Origin of the sequence: Arthrobacter sp. Leaf337 (genome assembly GCF_001423745.1) — a bacterium.
Lineage (GTDB): Bacteria > Actinomycetota > Actinomycetes > Actinomycetales > Micrococcaceae > Arthrobacter.
The window spans coordinates 76,514-91,247 of record NZ_LMPC01000008.1; the positions used below are offsets into that span (position 1 = coordinate 76,514).

12 protein-coding genes and 1 pseudogene are annotated in these 14,734 nt (G+C 66.2%); 1 reads left to right on the top strand and 12 read right to left on the bottom strand.

What is annotated here, in order from left to right; genetic code table 11:
- Positions 1-6: 6 nt before the first annotated feature.
- Complete coding sequence (locus tag ASF98_RS08025) at positions 7-1,086, bottom strand: FUSC family protein (protein WP_055799943.1); 1,080 nt, start codon at positions 1,084-1,086, stop codon at positions 7-9.
- 205 nt (positions 1,087-1,291) lie between these two features.
- On the opposite strand from ASF98_RS08025, the gene mscL reads away from it, so the two are divergent.
- Entirely contained in the window at positions 1,292-1,753 is a 462-nt protein-coding gene (gene mscL, locus ASF98_RS08030) for a large conductance mechanosensitive channel protein MscL (RefSeq protein ID WP_055799945.1), read from the top strand.
- Positions 1,754-1,764: 11 nt separating this feature from the next.
- On the opposite strand, the gene ASF98_RS08035 is transcribed toward mscL, so the two are convergent.
- The 11 genes and pseudogenes from ASF98_RS08035 to ASF98_RS08080 all read right to left on the bottom strand — a co-directional run bounded on the left by ASF98_RS08035 (position 1,765) and on the right by ASF98_RS08080 (position 14,726).
- Positions 1,765-2,940: a DegT/DnrJ/EryC1/StrS family aminotransferase gene (locus ASF98_RS08035; protein ID WP_082506762.1), complete on the bottom strand. Its 1,176-nt coding sequence runs from the start codon at positions 2,938-2,940 to the stop codon at positions 1,765-1,767.
- 200 nt (positions 2,941-3,140) lie between these two features.
- Positions 3,141-5,804: a WecB/TagA/CpsF family glycosyltransferase gene (locus ASF98_RS23655; RefSeq protein WP_082506763.1), complete on the bottom strand. Its 2,664-nt coding sequence runs from the start codon at positions 5,802-5,804 to the stop codon at positions 3,141-3,143.
- Between the two features lie 9 nt (positions 5,805-5,813).
- Positions 5,814-6,410, bottom strand: coding sequence for an acyltransferase (locus tag ASF98_RS24720; RefSeq protein ID WP_055800027.1), 597 nt, complete (start codon positions 6,408-6,410; stop codon positions 5,814-5,816).
- Positions 6,411-6,491: 81 nt separating this feature from the next.
- Positions 6,492-6,872 (bottom strand): annotated as a pseudogene (locus ASF98_RS24725) (VanZ family protein); the annotation flags it as partial.
- Positions 6,873-6,927: 55 nt separating this feature from the next.
- Positions 6,928-8,199: a glycosyltransferase gene (locus tag ASF98_RS08050; RefSeq protein WP_055799948.1), complete on the bottom strand. Its 1,272-nt coding sequence runs from the start codon at positions 8,197-8,199 to the stop codon at positions 6,928-6,930.
- The gene (locus ASF98_RS08055) at positions 8,196-9,662 is read right to left on the bottom strand and encodes an oligosaccharide flippase family protein (RefSeq protein ID WP_235505715.1); all 1,467 of its coding nucleotides are present in this window, start codon (positions 9,660-9,662) and stop codon (positions 8,196-8,198) included. Before ASF98_RS08055 ends, ASF98_RS08050 begins: the two co-directional genes overlap by 4 nt.
- The gene (locus ASF98_RS08060) at positions 9,659-10,792 is read right to left on the bottom strand and encodes a DegT/DnrJ/EryC1/StrS family aminotransferase (RefSeq protein WP_055799949.1); all 1,134 of its coding nucleotides are present in this window, start codon (positions 10,790-10,792) and stop codon (positions 9,659-9,661) included. Before ASF98_RS08060 ends, ASF98_RS08055 begins: the two co-directional genes overlap by 4 nt.
- Positions 10,789-11,457: an acetyltransferase gene (locus tag ASF98_RS08065; RefSeq protein ID WP_055799952.1), complete on the bottom strand. Its 669-nt coding sequence runs from the start codon at positions 11,455-11,457 to the stop codon at positions 10,789-10,791. The genes ASF98_RS08060 and ASF98_RS08065 overlap by 4 nt, the downstream gene beginning before the upstream one ends.
- Positions 11,450-12,625, bottom strand: coding sequence for a DegT/DnrJ/EryC1/StrS family aminotransferase (locus tag ASF98_RS08070; protein WP_055799953.1), 1,176 nt, complete (start codon positions 12,623-12,625; stop codon positions 11,450-11,452). The genes ASF98_RS08065 and ASF98_RS08070 overlap by 8 nt, the downstream gene beginning before the upstream one ends.
- Positions 12,622-13,617: an NAD-dependent epimerase/dehydratase family protein gene (locus tag ASF98_RS08075; RefSeq protein ID WP_055799956.1), complete on the bottom strand. Its 996-nt coding sequence runs from the start codon at positions 13,615-13,617 to the stop codon at positions 12,622-12,624. Before ASF98_RS08075 ends, ASF98_RS08070 begins: the two co-directional genes overlap by 4 nt.
- Positions 13,614-14,726: a Gfo/Idh/MocA family protein gene (locus tag ASF98_RS08080; RefSeq protein WP_082506765.1), complete on the bottom strand. Its 1,113-nt coding sequence runs from the start codon at positions 14,724-14,726 to the stop codon at positions 13,614-13,616. Before ASF98_RS08080 ends, ASF98_RS08075 begins: the two co-directional genes overlap by 4 nt.
- Positions 14,727-14,734 lie beyond the last annotated feature (8 nt).

A 14,734-nucleotide genomic window follows, 5' to 3' on the forward strand; every position in this document is an offset into this window, starting at 1 on the left:
CGGGCCTCATAACGCGGCAATGCGCCGCGCCTTGTCCCCCGCCCACATCCGCCGCCAAACGGCGGGGGCACCCACAACGGCGATGCCGACGGCGGCGCCGATGACCGTCTCGACGATCCTGTCCCGCAGCAGCACTTCGGGGGCAGTGGGCGCCGCCAGCAGCGTGGCAGTGAGAGCCAGTGGCGTCACGAATATTTGCGCCAGGACGTACTGGCGGGCGATGAACATCTCTGCGCCGAACTGGCACGCGGCGATCATCAGGACCATCTGCCAGGGCGCGGGATTCAGCAACAGCACACCGGCAAGCACGATCAGCCCCAGCACGGTGCCGATGATTCTCTGGATGCCCCTGGCCACGCGGTGTCGGGTGGTCCGGCCCACCAACGGAACGACTGCAGCCACCATGGCCCAGTAGTTGTGGCCGAAGCCAAGCCACTGCCCCACAATGGTGGCCAGTGTGCCGGCGAGCCCCGCAGCCACGACGTAGCCCATCGCTTCAAGCCAGGCGGCGCGCTTCTCCTCCTGCGTTAGCCGGGCCGGCGCGGGCATGGCCCAGGGCGTTCGGCGGCTCCGCACCAGACGGGAGGAAATGCCGATCAGCAGGCAGAACACGGTGGTAAGAATCGCGACGAGCATGCACTGCCAGAGCGGCGGCTGGTTCGGAATCGAAGCGATGGCCGCGAAGGCGAAGATATGGAACAACGAACCCGCCGGCCGGTGGCGCCACAAGGCAATCACCAGCGAACACGCCCCGGCAACCACCGTGGTGGCTGCCACCTGCGTCCAGGTGCTCGCGGCGTCCGACAGCCCCAGGGCCTGGCCAGCGCGGGCGGACAACGTGGCCATCAGGATGACGAGCAGCATGAGCGAACCGGCGCGCATCTGGATGAAAAGCCGCTTCCGGTGCAGCTCCCCGCGACCGTAGATTCCGGTGAAGGCACCGAAGGAGGCGAAGATCGCCAGGTCGCTCCGGCCGATCAGGACCACGATGATCAACGGAACAAAGACACCCACGGCGCAACGGATCGCGACCTGATGGTCCTTATTGCCGGGGGCAATCGTGAACATCTCGGCCAAAAGCTTCAAGGGGGGTCACGCCTTTCCGTACGGTGCCAGTCTGATGGCGGCAGCGTTGGCGTCCATTTCAAATCCTACGCCCGGCCACCCGGCGGCACCCTCAAAAGTGGCTCGGCTCGGGCTTCCAGCTCCCCTCGCGGGAGGGACCGGAAGGGGCGGACTGGTATTGTCTATCGGTTAAACCACCGACAGAAACGCAAACCGGAGGACCCCCATGCTCAAAGGATTCAAGGATTTCATCCTTCGCGGGAACGTGATCGAACTGTCCATTGCCGTCGTCGTCGGCACGGCGTTCACGGCGCTGGTGACCGCGTTCACCACACACATCGTCAACCCGATCATCGCAGCGGCCGGCGGGGTCCAGACCGAAGGCCTGGGCTTCGCTATCTGGCCTGGCAACAGCAAGACATTCGTCAATATCGGCGGCGTCATCACCGCCTTCGTGACCTTCCTCATCACTGCCGCGGTGGTCTATTTCATCTTCGTGGCACCCATGAACAAGATCAACTCACTGGTGAAGAGCCGCCTGGCGACGGCGGAACCTGAGGAGGAACCCATTCCGGCGGACACCGCACTGCTGGCCGAGATCCGGGACCTGCTGACCCAGCTCGCGGGCACCGACAGGGAACTCACCACCGCCGGATCGTCAGCGAAAGAGTCCGAAAGCTCCCGCTGACGATCCGGCGGTCAGGCGCTGGCCGCGTCTGTGCGCCGGAAGCCGCCGGTCCACTTGCCGCGCCGAACGGTGACGGGTATTCCGGCCGCCGCGAGCCGGACAGAGCGAAGCACCCTGGACTGCTCGCCGGGGGTCAACTGGTGATACACCGGCAGGACCACCAGCCGGTCCGCCAACCGCTCGGTGACCGACAGGTCCGCCAGACCGGTGTCCCGGTCCCAGTACGCCGGCTGCCGATGGACCGCCGTAAGCCCGACGCCGGCAGAAATACCGTCGCGCGACAGCCGCTCCAGAAGCTCATCCCGGGGCAAGGCGAATGACGGCAGCACTTCCATCCAGAAGGATTGGAAATTGCTGCTGCCGTAGTCCGGGTCCTTGATGAACCGCAGCCCTGCGATCCGTGAGAGCGCGAGCTGGTAGCTGGCGACAATTTCCCTGCGATGGGCAACGGCTTCGTGCAGCCGCCCCAGCTGGACCAGGCCGATGGCGGCCTGCAGATCGGTCATGCGGTGATCCAATCCCGCATCATTCCCGGTGTTGTTACGAAGTTGCCGGGCCGCGGCCGCCCACGCCTCTTTCCGGGTGGTGAGCATGCCGCCTTCGCCGGTGGTCAGGACCTCGCACGAATCGAAGGACCACACGGTCAGTTCGGCGCCGGCGCCCACCGGCTGTCCTTGGTAGGTGGAGCCCACGCCGCAGGAGGCATCCTCGATGACTGTGACACCGAGCGGATCACATAGGTCGCGGATGGGTTCCAAGTCAACAGGCATGCCGCCCAGGTCCGCCACGATCACCGCCCGGGTTGCCGGTGTCAGGGCCTCCTCGATGGTCCCGCGCGATACATTGCCGGTTCCGGCCTCGACATCGGCAAAGACCGTCCGGGCGCCCAGGCGGCTCACGGCGTCGGCGTTCGCAATTGGACAGAACGAGGGCAGAACGACGTCGTCCTGCTGTTGAACCCCGGCCACCCTGAGCGCCAGGTGGAGGGCCGCGGTACCGCTGGACACTGCGACGGCGTGCGACGCCTGCTGCGCCGAACCGAACGCCTCTTCAAACTGCCCTACGCGTGGCCCTTGAACCGTCCGGCCCGAAGAAAGCACTTGCACGACGGCGTCCGCTTCCTCCTGCCCGAGCCACGGCCTCATTACACCGATGTGGCTAACCGCACGGTCTTCGCTGATGGTCACCGGGACCTCCCCCTCGTCAAAAAGGAAATGGTATGCCCTTCCATTCAACGCGCCACTCGACGGTGCGGTCACGAGAGTCACGTACGCGCCTTTTTCCCGCGGAGCGCGGCCGTTGCAGCGCGTAATACCCGCTTGGGCACCGCGGTGCTGCCCGGCGAGCAGGGCAGTACTTGTATTCCTTGCCGCCGGATACCCCTGGGTTACTTGTGCGGGGCCGTACCCCAGCTGCTACGGATGCGGTCCCAGGGCCCCTGCGGCGACCCCGCGGGTACACGACTGCTGTCATCCCGTTCCCAGGCACTCGAACCGGGTCCTCCCGCCCCCTGCCTTCCGGCCACCGCGAATCCCAAATAGACCGCAGCGTGGACGGCGGATAGCGGGCCTCGGACAGAGCGCAGCACCTCCGCGAGAGTCTGCCGGGCTGTGCTGTGCTGGCCGGCGTCGCCGTTCTGTTCGGCATTGCCCCGGTAGACGCGGTGCAGGACTGCCACTTGGTCCCTGGGTGTCCTTGGCGGACGAATGACCACGGGGTCGACATCGAGGACAGCCTTTTCCGACGGCTCGAAAAGCCGATCGACGAAGAGGTCGTCCGCTGTCAGGTCCGGGAATTCCCTGAATCGCGTTCGTCCCTGCTCCGACAGGCCGTAGACCCCTCCGGCCCAGAGCCGGTTCCGTGCAGAGGGCAGCCGCAGCCGCGTGCGGTAATAGGAGTGGATCAGCGGATGAGCGTCCTGCAGGTCGAATTGCACAGCCGGGCGCGCGGCCAAGGGTCCGCCTGGGCCCAGCGCAGTCAGCACATCCCGCACTGCCTGCCGACTAATCTGCACATCGGCGTCCAGATAGAGCCTGGGGAACTTGGTGGCGGCTGTATCGCCGGCGTTGAGGGCAGCGGACTTGGAGGGTCGTCCGATTTCCAGTACCGTCACACCTTCGAAGCCGCGGGCTATAGCGGCGGTTTCGTCCGAGCAACCGTTGCACACTACGATCACCTCGAGCTGCCCTGCGGCTGCGAGTGGAGCAAGCGGGGCGAGCGTTCGGGCCATCACGCTTGCTTCGTTGTGGGCAGGAATAACCACCGAGCCAGCAGGAAAGTATGCGGGGTCGGGGTCCTTGGTGGCGCCCGGCAGGTCGGTCCAACTGCCTTCATCCAGAACAGCCCGCAGCACTCCCCTGCGGTCCGGCTTCCAGGAGCGCAGCGCTTCGGAGAGCACCACCGCACCGTGGAAGACCGCCGAATACGCGGCCGAATGGTATTTGCGGATGTACCGCACACGGTTGACGGCCAGCAGGGCATTCAGCCTTGGTGACGTGCCCGAGCCGGCACCTGCATGGGTCATGAGAGCTGCCGGTTCGTACCAGATGGTTTCACCCATGGTTCGCAGCCCACGGAAGAAGTCCACTTCCTCGGAATAGAGGAAGTATGACTCGTCCCATGCCAATGAGTCTGCCAGGCTGCGGCGGACCATCAGCGCAGCCCCTGTGGCCCAGTGCACGGTGTGGGGATGGGCGTAGCTTTCCGGGTTGTAGTCGGTGCCGGCCAGCCAGCCCGGCCGGTTCTGGAACCGCCTTCCCGCCAATGCGTCGCCCACCGCGTTGGCGATGCCCGGCTCACGGTACAGGGACAGGCTCGTTGCACCTCTTTCGTCCTGGAGACGCGGCACAACTGCCCCGGCACGGGACGAACGGAGGCGGTGCATCATGGTTTTGAGGCTTCCGCGTCCCACGGTGACGTCCGGATTGAGAACCACCACTGTGGCGCTTTCCCCGACCTTCCGCATCGCGGCATTGATGCCGCCGGAATATCCCAGATTGCCTCCGGTGGCGAAGGCAATGACGTCCGGGTGGGCGCTACGCACGAGCGCCAGGGTACCGTCGCTGGAGGAATTGTCCGCCACCAGCACGCGCAGCGTGAGATCCGTTGTCTCCTCCCGCAGGCTCTCCAGCAGCGGACCGACGCCATTGGCGCTGTTGTAAGTAACAACTACGACGGCGGCATCCACAGCGCCGTCGGCTCCGGTGAAGCGGCCGGGACTCCGCGGCGCGGGAGCGGCCGACGGTGCGGACTCCGCCCGCGGATGAGGCACGGTGCACGACGCAGTCCGCAGCTTGATGTACGCCGGAGGGCCGTCGATCAGGTAGCGGCTGGCGAGCCGTTTGGGTTCCAGCGCCAGACGGTAGCCCCATTCCAGCCCATGGTCGCTGGCCCATTGGGGCGCACGATGCACCCTCCCCGCAAGGAAATCCACCGCTGCACCGAAGGCGAGCAGGACGGCGGCGCCGGTAAGGGCGGCATAATGGTCGATCCAGAGTTCCTGCCGTGGCTTGCCAAGTCCCACGTAAAGGATCTGGGTGCCGGCTGCGGCAATGTCAGCCGCGATCCCCTCCGAGTCGCACGCGGAGGCCAGTTCTACCCGGTCGGGGGACCACATTCCCGCAACGTGGAGGCGCGGATGCTCCTCAGCGATTTTTTGCGCCAAAAGCTCCTGGTTCGCCCGTGAACCGCCGAGGAACCCCACCCGGAGCCCTAATTGCTCAGCCCGTTCCAGCAGCGGCGACGCGAGGTCGCTTCCAGCCAGCCGTGGCCAGCGATGCCCGGTGAGCCGCTGGGATTGTGCCACGAGCGGGGCGCCGTCGAGCAGATAAAGCCAGTCGACTGTACTGGCCGGATCCGCGTGCAGCGTGCCTTCCCACCGTCCGCCGGCACCGAAATGATGAAGGTGGTCGAGGTTGACGGAGGCGACACCGAGGGGCGGCAGACCTCGCTGTCCGGCCCGGGCAAGGATGAGTTCCAAGGCCGGCTCAGGATCCATCAGATCCACCGGAGTGCCGCCCAGGATGACTTTGTCGGCGTCCAGGTTGTCCACGTCGCCTCCTTAATGCTTGTCGGCGGGCACGAGCTGCCCATTGGTTTCGAAGTAGCGGCGGCCGGTGACGGGGCAGAGCCAACTGCCGCCGTCGTCCTGCTTGAGCGGATGGCCCGCCTCACCCACCCAGCCAATTTGCCGCGCCGGCACGCCGGCAACCACGGCGTAGGCCGGGACGTCGCGGGTCACGACGGCCCCGGCAGCCACGGTGGCCCACTCGCCAATGGTGAGGGGCGCTATGCAGACCGCACGCGCACCGACGGAGGCACCCTTGCCGACAGTCACACCCACGGCGACCCAGTCCTCGGATCCCTTGAGTGTTCCCTCGGGTGTGATGGCCCGCGGGTGGAGATCGTTGGTGAGAACAGCCGCGGGGCCGATGAAGACGCCGTCGGACAGTCGCGCCGGTTCGTAGACCAGTGCGTAGTTCTGGACTTTGCAGTTGTCGCCCAGCTGGACCGCCGGTCCCACGTAGGCTCCCCGGCCGATGTTGCAATTGCTGCCCAGGACAGCGTCTTCCCGGATCTGTGCCAAATGCCAGATCCGGGAGCCTTCTCCAATGCTGGCGGACTCTCCCACGTCAGCCGTGGCGGCGATGGTGATCATGTCGTTCCTCCCGGGGACAGTGGTGCCGGAGACCGGCGTTGTTAGTGGTGCCCTGTGTCGGCGGCGCACCCACAAGGCCGCGAGCGCACCGAGCAGGGCGCCCAGCGTGTTGCTGGCGATGTCGCGGAGGGTGGCCTGGCGCTGGTCGAGGGCGAGGAACTGGACAGCCTCAATGGCTCCGGATCCCAGCAGCCCCGCCACCGTAGCAATCCACCAGCGGCGTGCCGGCAGCAGGCTCGCAACCAGCAGCCCGAGCGGCACGAACAGCAGGACATTGGCGGCCACCTCCACGTGCCCTGACCTGATTCCCGCAGTCAGCGGCTGGTCCTGCAGGACCCGCAGGAAGCTGCGCAGGAGGCCGGAGACGGGGCGTTCCACAGGGGTGGGCCAAAAGCCGATGCACGCCAGGGCGGCCAGGTAGAGCACGAGCAGCAAGAGAGCGGTTCTGCGCCGGACGGTCATGGCAGGCTCCGCGCGGGTCCGGTGCCGGCCATCCAGACAATGGGGCCGCCGGTGCTCATGCGGCACCTCCGGCGGAGAATGCCTGCACGGGCCGAGCCGTTGCTACGGGGCGGGCGTTGAAATCATCAGCGGTATCGCGGCCGGTCAGGCGCGCCTGCAGCCGGCGGCGCTTGTAGCGGAGGAAGTGGCCGGCAGCCTCGAGTTCGCGGAAGTACGCCCGTCGGCTGGAGGACGCCGGATCCAGGGCTGCTGCGTAGATGTCGAGCTGGACCTCTGCAGCATGTTCCAACGAGTACCGGTGCTCCACAACGCTCCTGCCGAATGCCCCGAGCTCGGCGCGGAGCCGCTCGGCCGGCAGGATCTCGGACAGTATTTGGCGGAGGGCGGAAGCGCCGCCGGCTTGCCCGCTGCCCACGCCGTACCATCCCTGCCACAGGAAGGTCCCGAGTGAGGAAGGCGTCAGGAGTTCCCAGAAGCCTGCTTCGCCCTGGACCACCAGCGGTTTGCCGAAGGCCAGCGCCCGCAGCGCCGAACCGCCCATGCCAAGGCAGACGTCGGCCACATCGTAGGCCGCACGGGGGTCGGCAAGTTCGCCGGCCAGGACAACCGTCTGCCGGCCGGTCCGGATGTTCACCTGTTCCGCCCGCCCGGAAACTTCCGCGCGCGCCGGGCCGTCACCGGCGATGAGAAGGCAAACCCGCATTCCGGCGGGGAGGGACGCCACCGCGTCCATGGCGCTGAGGATGCCCTCCAGCTTGAGCTCCCGGGCAAGGCGGGACACGACGGCCACAACAAACCCGCTGTCCGCGATACCCCACCTCCTCCTGAGCTCCGCCTGGGCAAGGTCAAGGCCGGGACGGTTCGCGTCCACGTCGACAGGGGGCTCCAGCACGGTAACGGCCGAGCGGCCGACGCCGGCTTCGACTTCAGCGATTTGGTAGGTTCCGACCGTCAGCGGAAGATGCTTGGGGATGAAGGGCGCGACTGCCATGGACATGACGGTGGAAACCGCAGCCACTTGTGGCCGCCGCCGCGCTGCCCAGTAGCATTCCAACGAGGGCGGCCACTCATAGCCGTGCAGAATATCGATTCGCCGATGCTGAGCTAGGCTCGCCAGCGCCCGGGCGGCGGCCATCGAAGGCCGCCTGCCCGTGGTCGGTGCAGCCACAAATTCCAGCCCCAGCACCCGGACTTTTTCCACGAGCGGACCGGGCCGTCCGAAAACGATGGTCTCGTGGCCCATCCTGTGAACAGCTCCGGCAAGTTCGATGGCGTTGATCTGGCTTCCGCCGATGCCGAGGTCGTGGGGGTAGACCAGGATTTTCACGGGACCAGCTCCGCGACATCCGGGCGCGCTTCGCGGCGACCCACTTTCCTCAGCAGTTTTACGTCGTCCCGGCGCCAGTACAGCAACACAACGGCCGTGGAGGCTGCAATGCCCGCGCCCACAGGGAGTTCCAGCCAAGGCACTGGCAACCAGCCGGACAGGCCAAGCGATGTTGCACCGACAGCCATGGACGCCAGCGCAGGTACCCATACCACTGAATAGAGCGCGCGCACCGAAACGCCGGTCCGGGAGAGCTGCCACAGGCAAAGGGGCAACAGGACGCAACTCGAGACGAGTGCCTGCGCAAAGGCCAGGCCGGGGAGCCCATTCAGTGCCGCACCGGCTGCAAGTGCGGGCACCAGCACCAGGAGGCTGCCGGCCTGAACGACAAATACTGTGCCGGACTTACCCTGGACAACCATGAAGTCATAGGCCAGGTCCGAGAAGATCCTGCTGACGGCGGCCACCACCAGCCACGAAAGTGCTGCAGCCGCAGGCAGCCACTCCTTGCCGTAGACCAGATCGACGAGCGATACCGCACTTCCAGCTAGAAACATCACCAGCGGCAACGTGGCTGCCGCGAGGACAGCCACTACCGAGACGAGCGCCGAATTCATGGCTGCCTTGTCCTGCTGAAGTGTTGAAAACGCGGCAGGTGCCACCCTGCGAAGGGGCTGGGCCAGGATACTGACAGGCCAGTTGGAAAGGTTGAACGCAAGGACGTAGAAGGCGAGTGCGGCGGGCCCCAGCATGCTTCCGGCCGTCAGCTGGTCGGCGTAGCCAATCGCGAAGAAGATGATGCTGGTGCCGGCCAGCGGCAGGCCGAACCGAAGCAGCGGTCCAAGCTGGTTGCGGTCCAGTCCGAAACGATAGGGCAAGGGCGAAGCCGCGAGGAATATGCCACCGGAAATGAGGCTTCCGGCTACCCTGCCCACCGCCAGTGCCATGGCGCCCATCCCCGCGAGCGCCAGTACGACAGACAGGATAGCCCCCGTCCACACGTTGACCTGGTCGATTCCCAGCCTGGTCTTTTCCTTGAAGTCGCGCTGGAGCAGGGCTGCCGGAGAAGCCACCACCCCGTTGATGAAGACGCTGAGGATGAGGACCCGGACTACGTCGGTTGCTCCCGGGTCCCCCATGGCCGCCGTAAACGCAGGCGCCGCAAGGACGGCCCCCGCGCAGAAGATGCCGCTCCCCACCACGGAGATGGTGTTGACCGTGGGTACTATTTTCGCGGGGTCGCCTGGCCACCGGACGATCGCCAGCGAAACACCAAGTTCATTGAAGCTGAGGACTGCCATCAGTGCCACCAGTGCCACGGCAAAGGTGCCGAAGGAATCCGGACCCAACACCCTCGCCAGGACGATTCCAATGCCGAGCGTGCCCACCCTGGACACCAGGGTGTTCAGCAGGCTCCACGCGAAGGCGTTCGAGGCCCCGGCTCCGCTGCGTGAGTGTGTCATGGCCGTTCCATGGCTGCGAGCAATTGGCCGACGACATACTCCTGCTGCCGGGCGGTGATATGCGGGTAAATCGGCAGGGAGAGCATGGTTGCCGCGGCTTCTTCAGCTACGGGGAATGTCCCACGGCAGAATCCCAGATGTCGATAAGCACGGCTGAGGTGCATCGGAACCGGGTAGTGGATGCCGGCGCCGATCCCCGCCCCGTTCAGCGCGGCGAGCACGCGGTCCCGGTCCAGGATCCGGATGACGTAGAGGTGCCAGACATCGATGTTGCCGTCAGCCGTGCGCGGCAGCACAATGCCGGGCACATCCCTGAGCATCTCCGTATATCGGGCGGCGGCCTCCCGCCGTCGTTCGTTCCAGGCCGCAAGGCGCCGCAGTTTGGAGTTGAGCACCACCGCCTGGATAGTGTCCAGGCGGGAATTCATGCCTATCGCGTCATGCTCGTACTTGACGGAGCTGCCGTGGGCGCCCAGTAGGCGGACACGGTCAGCGATAGCGTCATCATTGGTCAGGACTGCCCCGGCGTCACCCGCCGCCCCGAGGTTCTTGCCCGGATAGAAACTCGTACCTGCAACGGTTCCGAGCGTGCCAGCGAAGCGACCGTGGCGTGATGCCCCTTGGGCCTGTGCGGCGTCTTCAACGATAACGGCGCCGCATCCGAAGGCAGCGGCCTTTAGCTGTTCGACGAATGCCGTTTGCCCGAACAGGTGCACGGCCACGATTGCCTGAGTCGCCTCAGTCACTGCCTCCCTGACCCCGGCCGGATCGATGAGCAGGTAGTCCGGGTCCACGTCCACAGGTACCGGGACCGCTCCTATCCGACTTACGGCCTCGGCTGTGGCAATGAACGTGTTGGCCGGCAGGATGACTTCCCCTCCGGGCCTGACTCCGGCTGCACGGAGCCCAAGCTCCAAAGCATCGGTGCCGTTGGCCACGCCGACGCAATGGCGGGCACCCAGGAATCCGGCGTAGGCCTGCTCGAACTCTGCAACCTCCGGACCTCCGATAAAAGAAGTGCGCGCGAAGACCTGCCTGATGCCACTCTCCACTTCCTCGGCTATTTCGTTCTGCTGTGCGCCGAGGTCAACGAGGGGAACAGCCAGGGGGAAAGTTGGTGAAAGAGTCATTGTCCGCCTCCTGAAGCAGCAGTCGTTTGCATGGTTCGCGCGACAGCCCGTGCCGGAACGCCGACCCAGGTTTCTCCGGCCGGAACGTCGGCCAGGACAACGGCCCCCATGCCCACGGTGGCACCGGCACCGACGATGGTCCGCTCCCGCACGCAGGAGTTCATGCCGAGATACGCGGCCCGTCCCACCCGGACCCCTCCGCCGAGCGAAACGCCGGCCGCAAAGGTGGCAAAATCCTCCACCGCATCGTCATGGGTGAGGGTAACCCCGGGCATCACAACCACGTGGTTTCCGATGGTGACGTCGGCCGTCAGGGTGACATGGCCCAGCAAGATGCTGCCGCGGCCGATGCGGCACCCCTCCGGCAGCCGCACCGAGGCGTCAACCACCGTGGCGTACCGCCAGTCGGGAAATCCAAGCTCTGCAAGCCTTTCCACTATCCCGGCCCGACCGCTGCCTGCTCCGACACAGACCACCACCTTCGCGTCCGGATACTTGAGCGCGTCGCTGACCGGTCCCAGGATGTGCGAGCCGTCCACTGTGGTGCCCGCCCTGCCTGGGTCGTCGTCGAGGATGCCCACCACATCGAACTGGCCGCTGTCGCGCACGGTGGCGAGGACTTCACGGGCGAGTCCGCTGGCTGCGATGAGAATAAGGTCAGCCACGGGTTCCCTCCCCGCTTGCCAGCCGGATGGACCGCAGCACCCGGGCCTGCTCGCCCGGCGTCAGCTGGTGGTACACCGGCAGGATCAGGGTGTTGTCCGTCAGCCGTTCTGTGACCGACAAGTCGGTCCCTCCCGTGTCCCGGCCCGCGTAGGCAGGCTGCCGGTGCGCGGCCATGATGCCGCGGCGGGCGGAGATGCCGTCGCGTGCCATGCGCTCCAGGAGTTCCTCGCGGTGGATGGGGAATGAAGGCAAAACCTCCACCCAGAAGGACTGGAAATTGCTCGTGCCGTAGGCCGGGTCGCGGACCAGCCGCAAGCCTTCAATGCCGGCCAAGGCCGCCTGGTAGCCGGCCACGATTTCGCGGCGCCGGGCCACAGCCTCGGCCAGCCGGGCCAGCTGGACCAGTCCTACTGCGGCCTGCATGTCAGTCATCCGGAAGTTGAATCCGGCTTCCAGATACTCCTCCGCAGGGGCCAGGAGGGCGGCGTGGCGGTCGTTGGCCGAGACGCTCATGGCGTGTTCCCGCAGCCTGCGGGCACGGCCGGCCCATTCCGGGTTCCGAGTGGTCAGCATGCCACCCTCGCCTGTGGTCAGGATCTTGCGCGGGTGGAAGGACCACGCCGCTAAATCCGCGCCGGCTCCGACGGGCCGGCCTTGGTACGTGGAGCCCGCACCGCAGGCTGAATCCTCCACCACCGTGATCCCCAAGGGGTCGCACAGCGCCCGGATGGGTTCCAGGTCCACCGGCATTCCACCCTGGTCCACCACGATCACAGCCTTTGTGGCCGGGGTCAGTGCGGCGGCGACGGTCTGCGCCGAGACGTTGCCGGTTTCCTGTTCAACATCACAGAACACCGTCCTCGCTCCCACGTAGCCGGCGGCGTTGGCGGTGGCGATGAAGGAGAAGGACGGCACCACGACGTCGTCGCCCGGCCCGAGGCCGGCCACCTTCAGCGCCAGGTGCAGGGCGGTGGTGCAGTTGGAAACCGCGACGGCGTACATTGCCTCCTGGGCGGCGGCAAAGGATTCCTCGAACTGCGCTACCCGGGGACCCTGGGCCACCCAGCCGGAGGCAATCACCTCCGCGACAGCCTCCGCTTCTTCGATGCCGAGCCAAGGCTTCATAACGTTGATCCGGCTCAGGGCCTGATCCTGGCTGACGGTCACCGCACGCCTCCCACCCGGGTGGCGGCAATCTCGCCGCGCAACGGACGCCACCAGTCCACGAGTTCCCGGAGCCCCTCCTCCAGCCCGGTTTCAGCCGCAAAGCCGAAGTCCAACCGGGCAGCAGAGGTATCAGCAAGGCGGCGGACAACACCGTTGATGGCGCGGTCCGGGCCATGTTCCACCTGCAGATCGGAGTCCATTGCCCGCAACAGCGCCTCTGCGAGTTCCAGAAGGCTGGTCTCTTGCCCGCTGGCCACGTTGTAGACACCCTCGCGAACTCCGCTACCGGCGGCCAGGATGTTAGCGCGGGCGACGTCCCTGGTGTAGATGAAATCCATGGTCTGGCGTCCGTCCCCGAATATCAGCGGCGGCTGCCCGTCCGCGATGCGCTCCATCCAGCGGACCAGCACCTCCGTGTAGAGGCCATGCACGTCCATCCGGGGTCCGTAGACGTTGAAGTAACGCAGCAAGACGTAGTCCAGGCCTGTCATGGCCCGGAAGCTGCGGGCCATACCCTCGTTGAAGGACTTCGCGGCGCCGTAGAACGTGTCGTTGTTGTGGTGGTGGTGGCGCTCGGTGGTGGGGAATTCCTCCGCCATCCCGTAGACCGATGCGCTGGATGCTGCCACCAGCTTGCCCACGCCGTGCTCGGCCGCCGCTTCGAACACGTTGAATGTGCCGTCCACCAGCACTTCGAGGGCGAGCCGCGGCTCCTCCGCGCACTGCGTGATCCTGATGGCCGCCTGATGGAAAACGATGTCTTTGCCGCGGGTGAGGTCGTGGACCAGGTCCCGGTCGCGCAGGTCCCCTTCGACGAGTTCGATCCTGCCCGTAGCAACCGCCTCATCGAGGTTGGCGCGACGGCCGCGGACCAGATTGTCCAGGACGGTTATCCGCTCAACTCCTGCGGTGATCAGGTGGTCGACAATAGTGGATCCGATGGTGCCGGCCCCGCCGGTGACCAGGACCCGCGCGCCCTGCAGCATGCTCATCGCCGTCCCTCCAGCTGGGTTTCGTTGCCCGTGACAGGGACCGACTGTCCGTCGCCACTGAGGCTGCGGCTTACCGCTTCCAGTACCGACAGCACCCGCAGGCCGGACGCCCCGCTGGTCCGCGCCGGCCGGTGATGCCAGATGCTGCTGGCAAATTCCGCCACCATCTGGCCGAGCGCCTCATGTTCCGGCAGCGCGGGGGACCAGGTGTCGCCCAACCGGTAGGAAATGGCGAAGGCCTTCTTCTCGGCGGGCGAACGGTACTTCCGGTCCAGGCTGACGCCGCGGTCGTACACGCTCAGCCGTTGCTGCGGATTGAGGTCATCCCAGACGAGCGTCCGCTGGGAACCGCCCACCACCATCTGGCGGATCTTGGTGGGGCTGAGCCAGTTCACGTGCACGTGCGCCATGGCATCATTCGGCAGCGCAAACGTCAGGTGCCCCACGCAGTCCCGCCCGGTGCCAAGCGGGTCCGCGCCGTGTGCCGCCACTTCAGCCGGTCGGAGGCCGCCAGGCAGGATGAAGTCGATGATGGACAGATCGTGCGGAGCAAGGTCCCAGAAAACGTCCACATCCGGCTGCACCAGCCCCAGGTTGATCCGCACCGAGTCGATGAACAGGATCTCGCCCAGGGATCCCTCGGCAATCAGTTCCCGAATCTTCAGGACCGCGGGCGTGTAGCAATAGGTATGGTCGGCCATCAGTACCAGCCCGCGGCTCTCCGCTTCTTCGACCATCTCCACGCCTTTTGCCCTGCTGTCAGCCAGTGGCTTTTCCACGAGCACGTGCTTTCCGGCACGCAACGCCGTCAGGGCGATGCCGTGGTGGGTGTGCGCCGGCGTGGCAATCGCCACCGCATCGACGTCGACCGTATCCAGCAGCTCGTCGATGGACTCGCAGACCGGAACCCCGCCGTTCGCTGCCGAGAGCTTGGTGGCGCGGTCGCGGTCCATATCCACGATCGCGGCAAGTTTCCAGTCGGGGCTTGCATTGAAGTTCCGGGCGAGATTCGGCCCCCAGTAGCCGGCACCGATAACGGCTGCCCGCAGCGGTGCGGCGGATGCCATAAGGTCAAGGTCCCGGCGGTAGGACTCCTGTGACGATTCCATATCTGTCC